Origin of the sequence: Cupriavidus sp. SW-Y-13 (genome assembly GCF_009793345.1) — a bacterium.
Classification (GTDB): domain Bacteria; phylum Pseudomonadota; class Gammaproteobacteria; order Burkholderiales; family Burkholderiaceae; genus Cupriavidus.
This window is the reverse complement of the sequence record NZ_WHLX01000001.1, coordinates 1,721,206-1,740,504: the sequence shown is the minus strand read 5'-3', so window position 1 is coordinate 1,740,504 and position 19,299 is coordinate 1,721,206. Positions and strand designations below refer to the sequence as shown.

The window sequence follows — 19,299 nt, the reverse complement described above, 5'->3', positions numbered from 1 at the left end:
CCAGTCGCCGAGACTTTCTAGCCATGCTTGGCATGGCCACGCTGACTAATACCGGATGCACACGGATGAACGCCAAACGAATTGAAGACATGCCACACGAGTATGCGTTGCTGATGAACCCCAAACAGCGTCGCAACGCGTTAGGCGATCAACGACTGAAGATTCGTGGGGCCGACTTTGGGATGGGCGGAACGGATTTTTATGAAAAGGAATGGGAGAACATCCACTTCTACAATTGCATTTTTTATGGCGTCATCCATCTAGCCTGCATTCGCAACTGCGTGTTCGAGCGCTGCCAGTTTCCCGGATCCAATTTTCAGGCCTACGACTTCGAAAATGTTGTTTTTCTACGTAGTGATACGCTGGGAGAAGCTAATTTAATGGCCGGTAACACGAGCAGAAATGTGCGATTCGTGGAATGCGATTTTGGCGGAAAAAACTCGGATGAAAATCACTACGGTGCCATCTACTTCAATCAGGATGTCTCCTATGAGGAATGTACTGGGCAGTACATGAGTTTAGCTGGAAATGGCATAGTTCTTTACCGAAACTGCAAGTTCGGTCCCGTTTACGTAAATAGCGGTGAATCAATAAATGGGAAGAAGGTATATTCCACAGTCTTAATCGAGAACTGTGAATTCAAGGGCTCAACGGGACTTGGACCTTCATATTCAACGAGCCTGACCATCCTAAACAGCAAGTTCGACGTTCTCGATATTGGTAGTTCCAACGTAAGCGGTGACGTGCTGATTGAGGATGTGCAGGCCGGAGCGATGATCAACGAGTTTTACAGTGCGCGTTCCATCACTGTTCGCAACAGTAAATTCCGTAGCGTCAACGTTCGACCTCCAGGGGTCTATCCGAAAGTCTACCGGTCATTTAAATGTCTCGTCCCCGTCGAGAACCGAGGGAATCTAAAGTCCGTGGTCCTCGACGGTGTCGAATGCGGGCATGATGAGGGCGACGATGGCTATCTTCCGAATCTGATCGACGACACGGTTTCCGGATGCTGGATCATGGGAGGCGTCGACACCACGGTCATTCGCAACTGCAAGATCCCCAAAGCCTCTCTCTGGCTGGAATCTGCCAACGTAACGATCGAGAACTACGAAGGCGAAAAAGCCAGCTTCGTCACAAGCAAGATCGGATCGCTGACGTTCCGGGCCACCGCTATCGCCAAGGCGATCGACTTTACTGGCGTGCAGGTTCAGAAGCTTGATGCCAAGGGCCTTGTGCGTTTCGCGGGACAAAAGATTGTCACTGCTGACAGCAACGTTTACCTGCCATAAGAAAGCGCCTTGCTTGTAGCGACTTATCAATGGTGCTCCGGCCCAAAACGCGCCAACAGCCGGACCCGTCGCCCAACTGCGCCGGCCGAGCGAGCACGGAATTTCCCGACTAGACGTGGATGAACAAGACGCTTCCTGATCCCTATCCCAATCTCAAGTTTCGATCCGCATTCACCCGCCATGACCAACCGCCGCCAGTTTCTCGCCGTATGCGGAACAGCCTGCCTTAGTACCGGTGGATGTACCCGCATGGCTGCCAAGCGAATCGAAGACATGCCGCGCGAGTACGCGCTGCTGATGAATCCCGAGCAGCGCCGTGCCGCGTTGGGAGACCAGCGCCTAAAAATCAGCGGGGCAGACTTTGGATTCGGGGGGACCGATTTTTATCAACTTGAATGGGATAATGTTCACTTCTACGATTGCATCTTCTACGGTGTCTTCCACTTGACGAGTATCCGAAACTGCGTATTCGAGCATTGCCAGTTTCCGGGCTCCAACTTTCAGGCTTATGACTTCGAAGATGTCCTTTTTCTACGAAGCGATACCATTGGCGAAGTGAACCTGATTGCCGGCGACACTAGCAAGAATGTCCGGTTCATGGAGTGCGACTTCGGCGGAAAGAATTCGAATGTCAACCGCTACGGCGTCATCTACTTCTACCAAGATGTCTCCTTCGAGCGTTGTAGCGGACAGTACATGGACGTCAGTGGCAATGGAATCGTGACGTACCGCGACTGTAGCTTCGGCCCCATCCAAGCCAGCAACGGTACTGCATCAAATCGCAAGAAAGCCTATGCCACCGTCACGGTACACAACTGCACATTCAAAGGGGGCACAAGAATCGCCCGGTCTGCGCTCACAAGCTTGACCATCCGCAACAGCAAGTTCGACGTTCTCGATATTGGCAGTTCCGACGTAAGCGGTGACGTGCTGATTGAGGATGTGCAGGCCGGGGCGATGATCAACGAGTTTTACAGTGCGCGTTCCATCACTGTTCGCAACAGTAAATTCCGTAGCGTCAACGTTCGACCTCCAGGGGTCTATCCGAAAGTCTACCGGTCATTTAAATGTCTCGTCCCCGTCGAGAACCGAGGGAATCTAAAGTCCGTGGTCCTCGATGGTGTCGAATGCGGGCATGATGAGGGCGACGATGGCTATCTTCCGAATCTGATCGACGACACGGTTTCCGGATGCTGGATCATGGGAGGCGTCGACACCACGGTCATTCGCAACTGCAAGATCCCCAAAGCCTCTCTCTGGCTGGAATCTGCCAACGTAACGATCGATAACTACGAAGGCGAGAAAGCCAGCTTCGTCACAAGCAAGATCGGATCGCTGACGTTCCGGGCCACCGCTATCGCCAAGGCGATCGACTTTACTGGCGTGCAGGTTCAGAGGCTTGATGCCAAGGGCCTCGTACGTTTCGCGGGACAGAAGATTGTCACCGTTGGCAGCAATGTCCACCTGCCGTAAGGAAGCGCCTTGCTTGTAGCGACTTACCAATGGTGCTCACGCCCAAAGCGCGCCAACAGCCGGACCCGTCGTCCAACTGCGCCGACCGAGCGAGCACGGAATTTCCCGACTAGACGTGGATGAACAAGACGCTTCCTGATCCCTATCCCAATCTCAAGTTCCGATCCGCATTCACCCGCCATGACCAACCGCCGCCAGTTTCTCGCCATATGCGGAGCAGCTTGCCTTAATGCCGGTGGATGTAGCCGCCTAACCGCCAGGCGAATCGAAGACATGCCGCGCGAGTATGCGCTACTGATGCATCCCGAGCAGCGCCGTGCCGCGTTGGGAGACCAGCGCCTAAAAATCAGCGGGGCAGACTTTGGATTCGGGGGGACCGATTTTTATCAACTTGAATGGGATAATGTTCACTTCTATGACTGCATCTTCTACGGTGTCTTCCACTTGACGAGTATCCGAAACTGCGTATTCGAGCATTGCCAGTTTCCGGGCTCCAACTTTCAGGCTTACCATTTCGAGAACGTGTTGTTTGCGCGCAGTGATACGCTGGGAAAGGCCTATCTCATGGCGGGAAGTTCGAGTAAGAACGTACGATTCATGGAATGCGATTTTGGGGGGAAAAACCAAAATCGTAACAATTTCGGAGCCATCTACTTTCAGCAGGACGTTTCCTATGAACGCTGTACTGGACAGTACATGGACATCGGCGGTAGCGGAGTTGTCAACTACCGGGACTGCAAGTTTGGCCCAATCGACGTCAACTGTGGTGACGTAACTAGTGATGGGAAGAGGCTCTATGCCACTATCCTCATCGAGGGCTGCACATTCAAGGGATCGGCTCATCTCTCGAGATCCGTACTCACCAACTTGACCATCCGCAACAGCAAGTTCGACGTTCTTGATATTGGAAATTCTGAGGTAAAAGGTGACGTCCTGATCGAAGGCGTGGAAGCCGGCGCCATAATCAACATATTCAACACCGCTCGCTCCATCACGATTCGCAACAGTACGTTCCGGGGGCGGAACGTCCGCTCTCCGGAACTGTATCCCGAGATCTACCGCTCGCTTGACTGCGGGGTCGACCTCGATAACCGCAGTGACCTGCAATCCGTGGTCCTCGACGGTGTCGTATGCGGGCGTGACGACGGTGACTTCTCAGTTCCAAACTTGATCGACGATACGGCTTCGGGTTCCTGGGTCATGGGAGGCGTCGACACCACGGTCATTCGCAACTGCAAGATCCCCAAAGCCTCTCTCTGGCTGGAATCTGCCAACGTGACGATCGAGAACTACGAAGGCGAAAAAGCCAGCTTCGTCACAAGCAAGATCGGATCGCTGACGTTCCGGGCTACCGCTATCGCCAAGGCGATCGACTTTACTGGCGTGCAGGTTCAGAAGCTTGATGCCAAGGGCCTTGTGCGTTTCGCGGGACAAAAGATTGTCACTGCTGACAGCAACGTTTACCTGCCGTAAGAGCATCATGGCCGCTGCGGCTTCGCTCCGCATTTCCTATCTGCGAAAGCCCACCATCCTACAGGCCTTGCCGGACGACGAATGACCGCACTTCGTTCGATGCAGTGAAATAAATGTCATTAAAATCATGGGCTTATGCAAGGTCACGTGAATTCCTTGAGGAATTCCGGCTGAACCTCCTCCGCGGCAGTGGGTGCGCTATCCAACAGACCCTCCGAATGCACCGCCAGATACTGCGCTGGTCTGCCCGGGGTCTTTGTTGCCCGGCTGCCTGACGCCTCAAGGAGAGAGCCGACGTGCTGCCCAACGCCAATGCGAACGATGCCGTAGCTGCCCACGTGGTCAGGCCCCGTCTGCCCGCGCATGGGTTGGCGTGGGCGTTCCCGGTGGGTTACGTTCTGCTGTGCATGCTCTATGGTGCCGTGGCCTGGCTGTCCTACGGCTACGACGACGAATTCTCGAACATCCTGCAAGTGGAGCGCCACGGCTTTGGCGTGGTGGCGCTGATGCAGACGCAGGATGTCCATCCGCCCGGCTCCTACTTCATCAACTGGCTGTTCCACAGCGTCACGGGCGATTGGTCGCTGGTGCGGCTGGCCACGGCTTTGCTGACTGTGGCGTCGCTGGTCTACGCCACCGAGGCTATCCGTCAGCGCCACGGCGAACGCGCGGCGGGGCTGCTCTTCGTGCTGCTGTGCCTGAACCCCGCCATCCTGATGTGGTGCACGGGGTTGCGGTGGTACGCCTACTTCGTACCTGTGCTGATCTGGCTCAGCATCACGCCGCGCCGCGATGGCTGGCGCTACTGGGCCAAGTGTTTCGGCGGACTGGTGGTGCTCGGCTACATCGGCTATGCGGTGTTTGTCGTGGCGCTGCCGGTGTTGCTGCTCTACTGGGCGGGCTCGCAGCAAACGGTGCGACAGAAACTCTCAGGCATCTTCTGGGGCGGGCTGATCGGCGCCCTGCTCTATGCCTACCAGTTCCATGTGTTCCTGACCGTCCATCTGCTGTCGAAGGATTCGCAGGTCACGTCGATGGCCAGCAACTTCATGGGCTTTGCCATCGCACAGGTGTCCAATCAGGGCGTGTTCCCGATATCAGTGCCCGCCGTGCTGTCGGCGCTGGGCCTGGCGGGCATGGTGATCTTCGCGGTGCCGGGCAACCCGGCGAACCTGCGCGACCGATACCTGCATGCCTACGGCATCGGCGCGGTAGCGACCATCGCGCTCGGCATCGCCGGCAAATGGCGCAACCTCGTGATCATCTCGCCATGGCAGGCGCTATGGCTGGCCACGCTGGACGTGCCGCAGCGCCGCATGCGCGCGTTCCTGCGGAGTTTTGCGCTGCTGGCCGTGGCCAATCTCTGGGGCGTCTACAACGTGGCGACGCATCAGGACACCACCAAGAACAGTTGGGACCTGCGCATCGGGCCGGTGCTGGCCGATCTGGCGCGCGAACGTGACGCCTGCAATGACGACCTGGTCATCGTGGCGCACGATCCGGCGCTGAGTTGGCATGTGGATCATGCGGGCTTTGTGCAACTGGGACCGTTTTCGCGCCAACACCTGCCTGCAGCCACGCTCGATGCGCCGCACCGCTGCGTGGTGGTGGTGCGCAGTTTTGCGGGGCACCTTGGCGATGACGAATACGCGCGCATGGTCACTCAGCTCGGCACGCTTGGCACCGCCGAAGGCACACCGCGCCAGTATGGCCGCGACAGCTTCTTCCGCATCAAGCAGCGGCTTGACGCGCGCTATCCCGAATACCAGTTCGAGATCACCACGTACCGCAACGTGAACAGCGTGGCGGGCCTCACCGCATGGCAGCCGCTGACACCATGAACGAGACCACCCTGGAACCCAGCGGCGCGCGCATCGCCACCACGTATGCGGTGCTGGCCGCCATCGCTATCGTCGTGAACATCGGTGCGCAGGACGCCTTCCTTCAGGTGTACGACGGCGACTACGCAGCGCTGCTGTCCGTGGCCGTGGGCACTGCCGTGGGGCTGGTGGTCAAGTACGTACTCGACAAGCGCTACATCTTCGATTTCCAGGCCGACAACGCCGCGCACGACGCACGCACATTCGTGCTCTACACCGTCATGGGGCTGGCCACCACTGCCATTTTCTGGGCGTTCGAATTCGGTTTCGACTACGTGTTCGGCACGCTCGCCATGCGCTACCTGGGCGGCGTACTGGGTCTGACGCTGGGCTACTACACCAAGTATCAGCTCGACAAGCGCTACGTGTTCCGGCGCGCCGATACCGAGTCATCTGAACTACCCCTTCGCATGGGAGAAGGACAATGAGCCACGCCGCCGTTCCGCTATGCGTCGATCTCGACGGCACGCTGATCCACGGAGACCTGCTCATGGAGACCTGCGTGGCGCTGCTGCGCAAGAATCCGCTCTACCTCTTCCTGCTGCCGTGGTGGCTGTTCCGGGGCGGCAAGGCACACCTCAAGGCGCAGATTGCCAGTCGTGTGCTGCTCAACCATGCCGTACTGCCTTTTCATCGCGAATTCGTGCAGTGGCTGACCGACGAGAAACGAGACGGCCGGCAGATCTGGCTCTGCACCGCATCGAACCAGCGGCTGGCCGAGGCCGTGGCCACGCACCTGCAACTGTTCGACGGCGTGCTGGCCAGCACCGACACACTGAACCTCTCCGGCAAGCAGAAGGCAGACATGCTCGTGGCCAAGTTCGGCTCGCGCGCCTTCGACTATTGCGGCAACGATCGCGTGGACCTGCACGTCTGGTCCGTCAGCCGTGGCGGCGTGGTGGTCAACGGCCACGGCAATCTGGAAGCGCGCGCACGCAAGGTGACCGAGGTCTATCGCACTTTCGGCTCGCCCGGCCACCATGCCCGCGCCGTGTGGAAGCTGCTGCGTCCGCACCAATGGGCCAAGAACGTGCTGTTACTGGTGCCACTGCTGGCCGCGCATCGTGGGCTCGATCCCACGGCACTGGGTCACGCGGCGCTCGGTCTGCTGGCGTTCTGCCTGTGTGCGTCGTCGGTCTACGTGCTCAACGACATGCTCGATGTCGAAGCCGACCGCCAGCATCCGCGCAAGGCATTGCGACCATTCGCCAGCGGCGCGCTGCCGCTCAAGGCTGGCTTTGTGCTGATTCCGCTGCTGCTGTTCGCCACGGCGGGCATTGCCATGCTGCTGCCGCTCAAGTTCGGCCTCGTGCTCGCCGCGTATTACCTGCTGACGCTCGGCTATACGCTCGGCATCAAGCAGTTGGTGATCGTCGATGTGCTGTGCCTGGCCGGTCTTTACACGATTCGCATCGTGGCCGGTGCCGCCGCCGTGGACGTGCCGCTGTCCCTGTGGCTGCTACTGTTCTCACTGTTCCTGTTCCTGAGCCTGGCGCTGGTCAAGCGCTTTGCCGAACTGCAGGTGATGAAAGGCGAAGGCAAGCTTGAAGCGGCGGGACGTGGATATCGGCTCGACGATCTGGCGCTGCTGGAGAGCCTGGGCACCGGCGCCGGCTATATGTGCGTACTGGTGCTGGCGCTCTACATCAACAACCCTGTGGTGGAGGTCCTGTATCGCCAGCCGCAGGTGCTGTGGGCGCTGTGTCCGCTGATGCTGTACTGGATCACGCGCGTCTGGGTAGTTTCGCATCGCGGCCAGATGCATGACGATCCGGTGATGTTCGCGCTGCGCGACCGCGCCAGCGTGGTCATTGGCGTGCTGGCAGCGGTGGTGGTCTGGGCCGCGACATGATGCAGCAGACGGTCTATGCCTGGGGACACACGACGCCAAGCGATAGCGAGGTGCGCGCACTGCCCAGCCGCTTCGACACCCTGCCACCCGTGCCCGAAGGCCAGACCATGCTGCCATTCGGCAACGGGCGCAGCTATGGCGACAGTTGCCTGAACCCGGGCGGCACGTTGCTCTCCACGCGCTACCTCGACCATTTCATGGCATTCGATCCGGCGACCGGCGTGCTGCGCTGCGAAGCCGGCGTGTTGCTGGCCGATATCCTGCGCGTAGCCGTGCCGCAGCACTGGTTCCTGCCCGTGACGCCGGGCACGCGATTCGTCACCGTGGGCGGCGCCATTGCCAACGACGTGCACGGCAAGAACCACCTCAGCCACGGCACCTTCGGTCGCCACGTGCGGACGCTGGTGCTGCGCCGCTCCGATGGCACGCTGCTGCAATGCTCCCCCACGGAGAATGCCGACTGGTTCGCCGCAACAATTGGCGGCCTGGGGCTGACCGGCGTGGTGCTATGGGCCGAGATTCAGTTGCGGCCCATCGAGTCGCCATGGGTAGCCGAGACCACCGAGCGCTTCGGCAATCTCGACGAATTCTTTGCGCTGTGCCGCGCGGCCGATGACGAATACACGGTGGCATGGATCGATTGCGCGGGCGGTACACGCCGTGTTGGGCGTGGACTGTTCACGCGCGCGCATCACGCCGAGTCGGGCGCCGAGCCAGCCGGTCAGCATCGCACGGCGTCGCGCAGCATGCCCTTCACCCCGCCGTTGTCGCTGGTCAATCGGATCAGCGTCACCGCCTTCAACACGATGCATTTCCACCGCGCCAGCCGCACACCGGCCAGCAGGCTGGAGCATTGCGAAACGTTCTTCTATCCGCTCGATCACATCCTGCAGTGGCATCGCATGTATGGACCGAAAGGCTTCTTTCAGTACCAGTGCGTGATTCCGCCAGAGGATGCGCCGCGTGTATTGCAGACACTGCTGACCGAAATCGGACGCAGCCGTGCGGCGTCGTTCCTGGGTGTGCTGAAACAGTTCGGGCCGCTGGTGTCGCCGGGCTTGCTGTCGTTTCCGCGTCCGGGCTTCACACTGGCTTTGGATTTTCCGAATGCAGGGCACGCGGTGCATGCACTGTTCGAACGGCTCGACGCCATCGTGATCGGCGCGGGCGGCCGGCTGTATCCAGCCAAGGACGGACGCATGAGCGGCGCGTGCTTCCGCGCAGGCTTTCCGCAGTGGGAAGCACTGGCACCGTATCTCGATCCGGCGTTTTCGTCGGGCTTCTGGCGACGCGTCACGGATGGGCCATCCCATCGGGAGTTGGAAACATGAAGAAGACCTTGATCATCGGTGCAACGTCGGCCATTGCCGAAGCCACCGCCCGACGCATGGCCCAGCGCGGCGACGCGCTGTTCCTCGTGGGCCGCAGCGCCCCACGCCTGCAGACCATGGTGGACGACCTGCGCGCCCGTGGCGCCAAGCAAGTGCATATGGCCGTGATGGACGCCAACGACTTCCACGCTCATGACGCGATCCTCCGCGCGGCCGACACGGCCCTGGACGGCATCGACACCGTGCTGATCTCGCACGGCACGTTATCCGATCAAGCCGCGTGCGCGCAGTCGGTTGACCTGACCATGGCCGAGCTTCGCACCAACGCGTTGTCCGTGGTGGCCATGCTGACATTGATCGCCAACCTGTTCGAACGCCGCCGCGCCGGCACCATCGCCGTCATCTCGTCCGTCGCCGGCGAGCGCGGCCGGCAAAGCAATTACGTGTACGGCAGCGCCAAGGCCATGGTCACGGCCTTCATGTCCGGCCTGCGCCAGCGACTCGCCAAGGCAGGCGTGTCCGTGGTCACGATCAAGCCGGGTTTCGTCGATACACCGATGACCAGCGCATTCCGCAAAGGCGCACTCTGGATCAGCCCAGATGCAGCCGCCGGCCACATCGTCAACGCCATCGACAGCGGCGTGGCCGTGGCCTATGTGCCCGGTTTCTGGCGATACATCATGCTGATCATCCGCGCGATCCCCGACGTGGTGTTTCGACGCCTCGCACTTTAAATTTAGTGGGGCTAATGCCTTGTTGTCTGTTAGATCATGCAATGATGCAAAGCCGCAAAATCCCCGCAAACCGTTGGCACGACTAGGCATTCCGCAGGGCAGCTCAATTTCGCCAAACCTGTATAGAAAATGCTAGAAATGCAAAATCAGACAAACTCCTACAGCCGCATGCTGCGACGCACCCTACGATGCATCACAGGACCTTGACCCGTCCTGTATGACAACTCCCCCTGCAGCCCGCCTGACCTCACCGCCAGGCGGGTTCTTTTTTTGGAAGTCGCACCGGGGTGCGATGCCTGTTCCTCCATGAACGTCCACTCTTTGTACGCCACCGCATATTTCCGCCGCGCCGCTTGGTGAACCATCGCTCTTATCCGACCACACCTGCATAGACGGGGGAGAGAGAAGCCATGGGAGACTTGCCCGAACAGCAGCGCCATGCCGGGACCTTCGGGAGTATTCGCGCCCTGCCCGATTCGCCGTGTCCGATCGAGGCATCGTGGATGCGCAGCGGGTCGCCCACCACGCGCTGCAACCTGCATTCGTCCACCGTCGACGGTTTTGCCTGGACCATGGTATGGGACTGCACGCGCAGCTCATTCGAGTGGCACTACGACATCGACGAGATCGTAGTCGTGCTCGAAGGCAGCGTGCGCGTGACTGACAGCCAGGGGGTGACGCACACGCTCGCGGTGGGCGATGTGGGGTATTTCCCGCAAGGTACGTCGTGGTTCTGGGAGGTGGATGACTACGTGCGCAAGGTGGCGTTCTGCCGCAACGAAGTGCCTCGGGGCGTGCGGCTGCCGATGCGGATCGTGCGCCGACTGGTGCGTGAGTTCCACGGCGCCAATCCCATCCGGGCCATTGCACGTATCGCAGGCGAATGCTGGCGGCGCGTGGTCGGTGTGAGCCGGACCACGGCCACGGTGATGCTGATGGGGATTCCGCTGTAGGCGGGCAGCGCAACTATCGCTGCTCTCGGGTGAGACAAAGACTACCGGCGGTGAGAGGTGTCGGCCCTGGTGGGAGGGCCGCCGCTCGTGGCCGGTGCGGCGTCTCGTCGGCTTCGATCAATGACAATCTCGATACGTCGGTTCAACGCCCTGCCCGTCTCGGTCCCATTGTCGGCGATCGGATCCGCGGACCCGCGGCCGAGTACGGTAATCCTGCCGCCTGCGGCGCCTTTCTCCTGCAAGTATCGGCCCACCGCCATGGCGCGGGCTTGCGATAGCGCCAGATTTACAGCCTCGCCGTTGTATGCCCCCAGAGATGCATCGGCGTGTCCGATAACCGTCACAAGACCATCTGTGTCGTCCAGCACAGTGCCAAGCTGATCAAGCTGCCTGGCGAGTTGTGGCTTGATTACCGCGCTATTGGCTGCGAATCCCGAATCGCTGCTGAAAAGCAGGAAGACACGATCCCCCGTCTTGCCCAGGCTCGTCGTGCCCGATGCGATCTCTGGTGCCAGCAATCGCGCCATGCGTTGGTCCATCGAAGCTTGCTCTGAAAGGACGCGCGCCGAGAGTTGCTCGACCTCTCTGACCAGCGCCTGATTGTCATTGTGCTGTCGATAGAGAAAGTAGGCCAGGATGCATAGCAACGCAATGCCGGCTCCCACCCACCTCGCCAGCCACACGCGTCCCGCCTTGCGTTCCGCCAGGACGTGTAGGGTGGCGGGCTCCAAGACCGCTGGCGGAAGGAGTATGTACTGCATAGCCGCCGGAGACAGACTATCGTCGTGCCGCTGCGGTACAACGCCTTGATAATTGGAGATCGGGGCACCCCGCTCGTCGCGTAGCCCACGGGATATCAGATGGCCGATAACTTCCAGCGCATCCGCGTGACGTTTGCCGTTGCGCTGCAATTTGGCAATCCATGGACGACACTGTTCGCCGCTGCCATTCTCTTTGTAGTACTCCTTCAGCAGACTCCGCTGCAGCCACAATCCTCTGCAACTATCCGCCCTGCCTCGGATGCGGCTTCCGGCCTGATCCATTGCGGCACAGAAACAGTAGTGAACTGCCTCGATTGCATCGTGATGTAGCGAAGACGCACGACAAGCAGACCTGAACTTTCCAAGCCCACTGCGGGCTTCGGTCTGCAACACATCCATGTGGGCTGCCGATTCCAGGTCCGGACTCAGCGCGTGGAGTGTCCAGAACAAAGGCTGGGCGTGCTGGAGCAGAGAGTTCGTGGCTCGATGTCCGCTCATCATCCCGACCTTCCCGGGCATTGGAATGATTGAAGCATGCCGGTGGTCCATGGATTTGTAAGACTCCCCGTATTGATGTCCAGTTTTGCCTTGCGACCATCGAAGTCATATTCGGCTACGAAGTGGCTGGCAGATGCGGAACCGGCCAGCCGTCCTTTGGCAATCACCCTCAGCAACGCCCACGGTCCGTCTGCCGAAAGCGTAGAAGTATCCGGCCGTACTCGCGGATTTGCCACAATCCCCGCCCCCTGTCCTCCGCGGGGTCCGGGCCAGGTGATCTTGAGCGGGATCACAGGCCCATGCACATAGCGCTGACTCTGACCATCGAAGTCCATATTCAACTCCATGATCTCGGGGTCGAGCTCTACGACCTTGATATCGACCTTCCACGCCATCTTCTTTCCTCCGGGTTCCCTGAAGAAAACCTCGCGGATATCCCTGGCGCGCTGAAACGGGACGAGACTGGGACCCGCCACGGGCGGCACGTCGGGCGCCGTCAACTTGTAGCGCCACGGTGACACGGTCATGTCGACATGAGGGAGCAGGACCTTCTGGAAAAAATCATCGAGCACACCTCCAGTCGCGAAGATTCTGGCGAAATCCTCTGGATCAACGTCATGCATTGAGTTCACAGAGAACGGATACTTTCCGTCGATTGCGCTTCGGCAGCTTTCCCCTATCACGGCATCCATCTGGGCCACCAGGATATCGCCGATCCCTTTGTTGACGTCGCGCGCGCCCTGCACCACCAGGTCGGCAAGCACGGTTTTGAATGGCGCTGGCAACTTGTCTGCTTCCATGCGGAGTTGCGCGCCCGCGTCCCCCGATGGCGGCAGGTTGCGAGTGTTCAATGCATTGTTGGCAACCACAAGGCTGGTGTAGTACGCGTTGACCAGTCCGGCAATACTATCGAGCTGTGCCTTGCCGGCAATGGTCGTTGCACTCGCGGGGGTGGCGTCCGCATGGCCGGTCACCACTTCCCGCAACGCGGCGAAGCGGCTGTCCACCAGTTCCCGCTCCTGGCGTGCTTCGGCCCGGACTTTCAATCCTGCAAGCCTTTCGGTCTTTTTATCGAGAACAGCAAGCGCCTTGTCGGCTAGTGATTTCTCTTCGTCATCGGTTGGCTTGCTTAATGTCGTTTCATGTACTGTGGCGCGCCCGAGCCGCGCCAGAGGCGAATCCGGCGCAGCGAATGTACGCACGATCTCCAGGTCGAAAGCGAGATTGTTTCCTGTAACGGTCCTGATATCCGAGAGGAACTCGGTCCACAGTTGCGCATACTCGTTCAGATAGAGTCGCCGAATCTCGCGCGTGAGTGGATCGTTAATGGCAAGCTTGCCTGCTACGCTTTCAAGCCTTTTTTTTTGAGCACCGATGCTTTGGCTTCTGCCCATCACCCAGATGTCCATGCGTTGGGCCTCGCCCACAAACTCCGGCAGACGGGAATTGAACAGCTCATGGTAACCCGCGTACGTGAAGAGTCCCGGTATGCCCCGTTCGAGTGGCTCCCCGCTGGCCCGGGTAAATACTGTTCCTGCCTGCGGCCCAACTGCCCGAACCAGCGTGAAATCCTGCGGCGCATCCCCCAGCATGGCCGACTTCGCCCGGTCATACAAACGCTCGACGGACGTACTGCTGTCGAGGAAGTCTCTAGCTGCGCGAATCAATGCCTCATTCTTCGCGTAGGGAGACTGCACCGGTCTCCGACCATCGAGTAATGCGTTCATGTGATCGAGGATGACAACACGATCTCCAAAGGCATCGGCGCCGCTTCCGTTCGTCCAATCGTCTTGCACCCAGTTGCGCACATCCGATGCTTCGTACTTTTCCTTGTCATGCAGCATCAGGTAGATGCGCAAGGTATCGTATGTGTGCTTGGCATCCTGTCTACCAACCGCCTCGCCGAGTACCGATTCGATTCTACGCACAAGAATCGGCACCAACAGGTTGTCTTCCAGCTTGGCATGGGTCAACGTCGCAGCATCCAGAATCTGCGGTGCGGCATACAATCCGTAGCGCCAGTCCAAGGATGGCGCCAGAAGGTTCAAACCGAGGTGGGTCGGCAAATCCTTGGCGGCTGTCAGCACTTCCGGTGTCGCTTGCGGCTGCGGCTCCCTGTAGTACCCCGTCACGGTGCTCGTCAGCATCCTGGCTTTGTCCTGCACCAGATCCAGATAGTCTCGATTGTTTTTGAAGCTGGCATACAGGGATCCCGCCAGCCACAGGAAAAACACCAGTGCGAGACCGTGACCGAGTATTCGCAACAGCCTGAAACGCATTTCCCAGCGAAGATTGGGCTTTACGAGGTGCGCCTCCGGGACGATGATTCCCTTGATGACGTCCTGCAGGAAAAAGCTGCGGCTACCGGTCGCGATAGGGGGGGCAGCATATCCGGCGGACTCTCCCAACGCCGACGGCAGGTAATCCGGGTCATCTCCGGTACTCGACTGGTCGCGGTCAAGCCGTCGCAGGAGCGTTCCATGATCAGCCACCACGCTCCCCTCCGTCTGGGCAGCGCTGGTGAAGTACACGCCCCGCAGCATGTGGGTGCGCTCGGTATCGTCGAAGCGGGATCCGAGGAACACTTGCGAGAGCATGTCGACCAGCGGCTCGGTCAGGCAAGTCACTTCTTGGGGCAGCCCAAAGAGCGCCTTTCGCCGATTGGTGTCGTACTCTTCATACAGCCGCGCGTCCAATCCGCTCTGCAATCGCTTGACCAGCAACGCCATTTCATGGCGGCATCGCTGGTCAAGCGGTACAACCACCTCCCCCCGCTTGCGAGGCCTATTGCGATAGGGCAGCGTAAAGCCCCAAGGCTGTGCGCGCCCCTCGCTGCCGAGATACTGAAAATATTCCTCGAAACCGGAAAGCAGATCCATCTTCGTGACCAGCACGTAGATCGGAAATTGAATGCCGAGGTCACGACGCAAGTCACCAAGCCGAGCGCGCAGGTTCGCCGCTTCAAGCGCACGCTCCTGGTGCGTTTGGGTCAGGAGTGCTTGCACGCTGATTGCAACAATGACGCCATTGATTGGTGCGCGGCTACGGTGCTTGCGCAGCATGCCGAGAAGCCCTGTCCATTCCGCCGAGTCAACTTTCGCGTCCCTTTCGTGGGTGGTGTAGCGACCGGCCGTATCGATCAAGATCGCTTCGTTCGTAAACCACCAATCCGTATTGACGGTGCCGCGCAGGGTTCGCGCCGCCTTGCTCATCTGTTCAGGTAGCGGGAACTGCATGCCGGCATTGAGTAGTGCGGTGGTCTTGCCGACGCCTGGCGCCCCGACCGTCATGTACCACGGCAACTCATAGAGATAGCGCTGTCCCTCGAAAAGGCGCGCCAGGCCGCGGTGGGTGCGCATGCTCTTGAGCTGGTTCAATGCTTCGCAGACGACGATGCGCACCTTTGCGATGTCCTCCTTGCCGACGAGTTCTGGTCGCTTGGCGCCAAAATTGAGAATCTTGTCGAGCGACGATCCATCGGCTTGCGAGCGACGGAGGAACTGATAGACCTCGTAAGACACGACGACGAAAATGAGCGCCGCGATGATAACGACTCGGACCGTCTCGGATGACAGCGGATGCACGCTGTCGAATGCAAGCAAGGGACCTGCATACCAAATCAGCACACAGAGCGCACCCACTGCGATCAGCGCAATGGACCATCGTAGGAGCAGGAACATCCCCAGCGCCAACAAGAGAACAATGACCGTGACCCGAGCTCCGATTCCGGAGAGAGGTTGAAGTCCGCCAAAACTCAATAGCGGTCCAATGAACCAGACGGCGAGCCCCACGACGGCCAACGCCAGGATAAGCAGCGTCTGCCGAGAGCACAGCACGGCGACACAACGTTTCAGGAATTCCATACCGTATCTCTGTTAATGCGTCACCACAATTTCCACACGCCGATTCCGGGCGCGTTCCGCGGGCGTCTTGTTGGGACCTATCGGTATGCTCTCGCCCTTTCCGCTCGCCTCCAGGCGGCCCTTGGCTACGCCTCGTCCTGCGAGGTATTCGACAACGACCGCCGCCCTTTCTTCGGACAGGATCTGATTGGAAGGAAACCGCCTAGTCTTGATAGGAGCATTGTCCGTGTGGCCAACCACCGTCACCTTGCCTTTGATCTTGTTGATTTCGCTTGCGACCTTGTCCAATACCGGAAGAATGTCTTTGCTGACATCGACTTGTCCCGCCGAGAACATGTCGTCGCCGCGGAAGATCACTTCGCTGCGCGTCGCGTCTTCATTGACACTGACAACGCCCCGTGCAATCTCATCCTTCAGCAGATCCGTCAGACGCAATGCCTTGGGAGGCTCCGGTGGTGTGGCGTGACCGATAGCGATGATCTGTTGCTCGATGTCATGCGTGCGGAACAGCAGCTGATACTTGAACCACCCGAACAAGCCGAACAGCACGACCGTGAGCAATGAAAACGTGAGCCATACCGGCACCGTGCGCAGAAGCCCTAGTTTGCCTGCCGCTTCGCCGCGCCAATGTGGTGACAAGTCACGTGGCACGCTCTCCCGTGCACCCGTGAGCAGATTCAGCAAACGTTGTCGAATCGCATCCAACTCGCGTTGTCCATCAGTACGCTTGGCATATCGCCCTTGAAATCCCAGGCACAGGATCTGATAGATCACCTCGATCACGTCCATGTGCTCTTGCGGTGAATTCACTAGCCGGCCAAGCACCTGAAAGACTTTTTCGCCCCCATCGCCCTCCTGATGGCACTGGATAAGAAGGCTCTGGATCGCCCAGTTGCCTTGCCGGCCCCAGTACGTACCATTCGCGGCCTCGTCGAGGGCCGTGCACAGGCTGTATCGCGCGGCCAGTGCGTGCTCCCTCCGAACGTTGGCTCGGTCGCAGACAGCTTGAAATTGACGGACTTCGTCCACCAGCATTCGCTTCAGCGTGCCGCCGACCCGACTCGCATTAGGCAGTTCCACAGGCAGGTCTGCCAGCGCTCTAAGGAGTGGCTGCGCGGCGGCCAGCAGCGGATTGGTGGCCGCGGCGATGCGCGCGGCGCGTGCCTCGAGCGTCTCCGGCGCAGCCCATTGCCACGGAGCACGCGTGGCGCCCTCCAGCAGCCGTCCGCGCTGCGGGGGCTCCGACGAATCCAGCGCTGAATAGTCGTAAGTGCTGGAATTGGAATCGGCAGCAACGCTGCCTGCGATGTTCGGTGAGTTCTCCATTAGTCCCGCACTCCCCACAACTCGAGCCGCAGCTCAGGGAAACTTCCTGCAACATGTAGTGCAAGTCCGCCGTAGCGCTGTACCTGGCCCCACAATGGGTGGTCCTGCATCAGTTCGAAGTAGACCTGCCCGGCATTGAAGGAGATCTGGCGTGGTGGTACGGGCATTGGTTGCATGGGAATGCCCGGCAAATGGGAGCGAATCAGTTCGGACAGACGTTCCGATGGCCCCGCCTTGGCCTGCGCCGGGAATTGTTGGAGCAACACATCCGCCGGCATCTGGGCGCCCACAGCCAGCACAAAGGTTCCGAATCGCTCGAACTCCGCTGGGTCCAGTACTGCCACGCGAATGCCATGAGACTGGTCGCGCAACTCGATGCGTTGCGCACTGCGCTCCAGCACGACGTTCAGGAGGAACCGCAGATCATCCACAACAGGCTTGATGCATGTATGAGGCTCGTCATGGCGATAGGCGTCATAAGCCTTGGGCCTGCGCGTAGCCGTCCGTACGAACGTTGAAAGTTCGCCAGCAAAGGCGATCAATTCAGCGTACATGGCTTCCGGCGAAGCCGCCTTCGCGTCGAGCATGTGTGTCAACACCGGCTCATAGCGATTCAGCAATTGAAGAATGAGGTACTCCGAGACCTCCGCCGACTCCGCTCCCCGCGTGCTTGACGCCGTCAGGCGCTCCGCCATCGCATTCGCACGAAGACGCAGCAATCCATGTACCTCACTCAGCCACGTCTGCAGTTGCGAACTCGCCGTATAGACGTTGACCGGCGGAATCAGCGCGGCATCCAATCGGGCACTACCGTCCGCGCGGATCTCGATCACCCTGGCGAGCGGCAATCCCAGCCAGGATTGCGTCAGCTCCCTTTCGGGCAGCAGTCGCAGGCGCATATCGCCCAGTTGCACCAGCTTTGCCCCCTGGGAAATGGAGTTGGCATCGAGCAACTCTTCCTCGAAGCTACGAAAGCGAGCGAGAGAATCTGCGGCATCCTCGAAGTTCGTCTCTTCCGTGTTCGGCGTGCGGATGGGGACGGCTAGATAGATGATCTGATTCAGGTGTTCATGGCGAAGCGCGAGGGGCGAAGGCAGCTTCGCGTGCGCCGGAGCATCGAAGGGTGTGCCATCCTGGAATATCCCGGCGGCACCGGAGATGACCAGTTTGCCAAGAGGGAGCGCTTCGGCATCGACGACCAGATGGTGGAAGCCCCAGAAAAATGGACTCAGTGCTGCCGCGCGCTTGTGAGCAAAATGCTCCAGGTAGCGTTCCTGCTGCTGGAAAAGCTGAGGGCGCAAGAACAGCCCCTCGCTCCAGACGACCTTGTTATACCAGCTCATGAATCAGTCAGGTTTTGAAACGGTAATCGATTGCTGATCAAGTACGACCTGCAACTTGACCTTGCGTGATGGCACCACCGCGCGATACCAGGAGACCTCTGGCGCCGGCGGCAGCTTGTAGACGGCACGCCATGTGGCCTTGCCGAGATCGCGATAGCCAACCAGAACCCCCAATGCTGTGGTCTCGGGATTCAGCTTGCGCTCGATATTTCGGGATTCGCCAGGCCGCAGAATGAACTCATTGCGCATCAGCATGTCCTGTGTCAGAACGTTTTTGTCGTTTTTGTCGAGCGAGAAATAATCAGCACCCTGAAACGTGAACTCCGTCTTGAGTTCATAAAGGCGTACCTGCACGGGTGAAGCTCTGTCCTTTTCGTCGGGGTTTACGGCCAACCCGGCTTTGATTGCCAAGTCCAACTTGATCGGTTCCTTTGGTGATGTGGCTTGGGGTCCGGTACAAGCTGCAAGGAGGAGGACCGCAAGCAATACGACCGCTGGTGTCGCTCGATGCGATGCGAACATT

At 59.5% G+C, this 19,299-nt stretch carries 14 protein-coding genes and 1 pseudogene; 9 read left to right on the top strand and 6 right to left on the bottom strand.

Annotation, left to right across the window (positions count from 1 at the left end; genetic code table 11):
• Nucleotides 1-65: 65 nt before the first annotated feature.
• The 9 genes from GA566_RS07770 (at nucleotide 66) to GA566_RS07730 (ending at nucleotide 10,985) form a co-directional block, all read left to right on the top strand.
• The gene (locus GA566_RS07770) at nucleotides 66-1,289 is read left to right on the top strand and encodes a pentapeptide repeat-containing protein (protein WP_160472382.1); all 1,224 of its coding nucleotides are present in this window, start codon (nucleotides 66-68) and stop codon (nucleotides 1,287-1,289) included.
• Between the two features lie 249 nt (nucleotides 1,290-1,538).
• Nucleotides 1,539-2,762, top strand: a complete 1,224-nt coding sequence (locus tag GA566_RS07765; protein ID WP_160472380.1) for a hypothetical protein — start codon at nucleotides 1,539-1,541, stop codon at nucleotides 2,760-2,762.
• 180 nt (nucleotides 2,763-2,942) lie between these two features.
• Nucleotides 2,943-4,235: a hypothetical protein gene (locus tag GA566_RS07760; RefSeq protein ID WP_160472378.1), complete on the top strand. Its 1,293-nt coding sequence runs from the start codon at nucleotides 2,943-2,945 to the stop codon at nucleotides 4,233-4,235.
• A gap of 296 nt (nucleotides 4,236-4,531) precedes the next feature.
• Nucleotides 4,532-6,076 (top strand): glycosyltransferase family 39 protein, encoded by a 1,545-nt coding sequence (locus GA566_RS07755; RefSeq protein ID WP_160472376.1) that lies wholly within the window; start codon nucleotides 4,532-4,534, stop codon nucleotides 6,074-6,076.
• The gene (locus GA566_RS07750; RefSeq protein ID WP_137924732.1) at nucleotides 6,073-6,543 is read left to right on the top strand and encodes a GtrA family protein; all 471 of its coding nucleotides are present in this window, start codon (nucleotides 6,073-6,075) and stop codon (nucleotides 6,541-6,543) included. Before GA566_RS07755 ends, GA566_RS07750 begins: the two co-directional genes overlap by 4 nt.
• Entirely contained in the window at nucleotides 6,540-7,967 is a 1,428-nt protein-coding gene (locus GA566_RS07745; RefSeq protein WP_160472374.1) for a UbiA family prenyltransferase, read from the top strand. The genes GA566_RS07750 and GA566_RS07745 overlap by 4 nt, the downstream gene beginning before the upstream one ends.
• The gene (locus GA566_RS07740) at nucleotides 7,964-9,298 is read left to right on the top strand and encodes an FAD-binding oxidoreductase (RefSeq protein WP_160472373.1); all 1,335 of its coding nucleotides are present in this window, start codon (nucleotides 7,964-7,966) and stop codon (nucleotides 9,296-9,298) included. Before GA566_RS07745 ends, GA566_RS07740 begins: the two co-directional genes overlap by 4 nt.
• On the top strand, nucleotides 9,295-10,032 hold the full coding sequence (locus tag GA566_RS07735; RefSeq protein ID WP_160472371.1) for an SDR family oxidoreductase: 738 nt from the start codon (nucleotides 9,295-9,297) through the stop codon (nucleotides 10,030-10,032). The genes GA566_RS07740 and GA566_RS07735 overlap by 4 nt, the downstream gene beginning before the upstream one ends.
• Nucleotides 10,033-10,442: 410 nt before the next feature.
• Nucleotides 10,443-10,985 carry a cupin domain-containing protein gene (locus GA566_RS07730; RefSeq protein ID WP_137924728.1) on the top strand — a complete coding sequence of 181 codons (543 nt, stop codon included), beginning with the start codon at nucleotides 10,443-10,445 and terminating at the stop codon, nucleotides 10,983-10,985.
• 41 nt (nucleotides 10,986-11,026) lie between these two features.
• Here the strand turns inward: GA566_RS07730 and GA566_RS32880 are convergent, their stop codons facing one another.
• The 6 genes and pseudogenes from GA566_RS32880 to tssJ all read right to left on the bottom strand — a co-directional run bounded on the left by GA566_RS32880 (nucleotide 11,027) and on the right by tssJ (nucleotide 19,298).
• Nucleotides 11,027-11,650 carry an OmpA family protein gene (locus GA566_RS32880; protein ID WP_370459302.1) on the bottom strand — a complete coding sequence of 208 codons (624 nt, stop codon included), beginning with the start codon at nucleotides 11,648-11,650 and terminating at the stop codon, nucleotides 11,027-11,029.
• A 9-nt stretch (nucleotides 11,651-11,659) separates the two neighbouring features.
• Nucleotides 11,660-12,244, bottom strand: a pseudogene (locus tag GA566_RS33660) (DotU family type IV/VI secretion system protein); the annotation flags it as partial.
• A complete protein-coding gene (tssM, locus tag GA566_RS07720; protein WP_160472367.1) occupies nucleotides 12,244-16,107 on the bottom strand; it encodes a type VI secretion system membrane subunit TssM in 3,864 nt (1,287 codons plus the stop codon). The pseudogene GA566_RS33660 and the gene tssM, both read right to left, overlap by 1 nt.
• 12 nt (nucleotides 16,108-16,119) lie before the next feature.
• The gene (gene tssL / locus GA566_RS07715) at nucleotides 16,120-17,433 is read right to left on the bottom strand and encodes a type VI secretion system protein TssL, long form (protein WP_137924725.1); all 1,314 of its coding nucleotides are present in this window, start codon (nucleotides 17,431-17,433) and stop codon (nucleotides 16,120-16,122) included.
• Complete coding sequence (tssK, locus tag GA566_RS07710) at nucleotides 17,433-18,776, bottom strand: type VI secretion system baseplate subunit TssK (RefSeq protein WP_137924724.1); 1,344 nt, start codon at nucleotides 18,774-18,776, stop codon at nucleotides 17,433-17,435. The genes tssL and tssK overlap by 1 nt, the downstream gene beginning before the upstream one ends.
• A 3-nt stretch (nucleotides 18,777-18,779) precedes the next feature.
• A complete protein-coding gene (gene tssJ / locus GA566_RS07705) occupies nucleotides 18,780-19,298 on the bottom strand; it encodes a type VI secretion system lipoprotein TssJ (protein WP_137924723.1) in 519 nt (172 codons plus the stop codon).
• Nucleotide 19,299: the final 1 nt, after the last annotated feature.

What these genes read in the sequence shown, in the direction of transcription:
- GA566_RS07770 (WP_160472382.1), top strand. Translation starts at nt 66, where the DNA reads ATGAACGCCAAACGAATTGAAGACATGCCACACGAGTATGCGTTGCTG.
- GA566_RS07765 (WP_160472380.1), top strand. Translation starts at nt 1,539, where the DNA reads ATGGCTGCCAAGCGAATCGAAGACATGCCGCGCGAGTACGCGCTGCTG.
- tssM (WP_160472367.1), bottom strand. Translation starts at nt 16,107, where the DNA reads ATGGAATTCCTGAAACGTTGTGTCGCCGTGCTGTGCTCTCGGCAGACG.
- tssJ (WP_137924723.1), bottom strand. Translation starts at nt 19,298, where the DNA reads ATGTTCGCATCGCATCGAGCGACACCAGCGGTCGTATTGCTTGCGGTC.
- GA566_RS07740 (WP_160472373.1), top strand. Translation starts at nt 7,964, where the DNA reads ATGATGCAGCAGACGGTCTATGCCTGGGGACACACGACGCCAAGCGAT.
- GA566_RS07735 (WP_160472371.1), top strand. Translation starts at nt 9,295, where the DNA reads ATGAAGAAGACCTTGATCATCGGTGCAACGTCGGCCATTGCCGAAGCC.
- tssL (WP_137924725.1), bottom strand. Translation starts at nt 17,433, where the DNA reads ATGGAGAACTCACCGAACATCGCAGGCAGCGTTGCTGCCGATTCCAAT.
- tssK (WP_137924724.1), bottom strand. Translation starts at nt 18,776, where the DNA reads ATGAGCTGGTATAACAAGGTCGTCTGGAGCGAGGGGCTGTTCTTGCGC.
- GA566_RS07750 (WP_137924732.1), top strand. Translation starts at nt 6,073, where the DNA reads ATGAACGAGACCACCCTGGAACCCAGCGGCGCGCGCATCGCCACCACG.
- GA566_RS07745 (WP_160472374.1), top strand. Translation starts at nt 6,540, where the DNA reads ATGAGCCACGCCGCCGTTCCGCTATGCGTCGATCTCGACGGCACGCTG.
- GA566_RS07760 (WP_160472378.1), top strand. Translation starts at nt 2,943, where the DNA reads ATGACCAACCGCCGCCAGTTTCTCGCCATATGCGGAGCAGCTTGCCTT.
- GA566_RS07730 (WP_137924728.1), top strand. Translation starts at nt 10,443, where the DNA reads ATGGGAGACTTGCCCGAACAGCAGCGCCATGCCGGGACCTTCGGGAGT.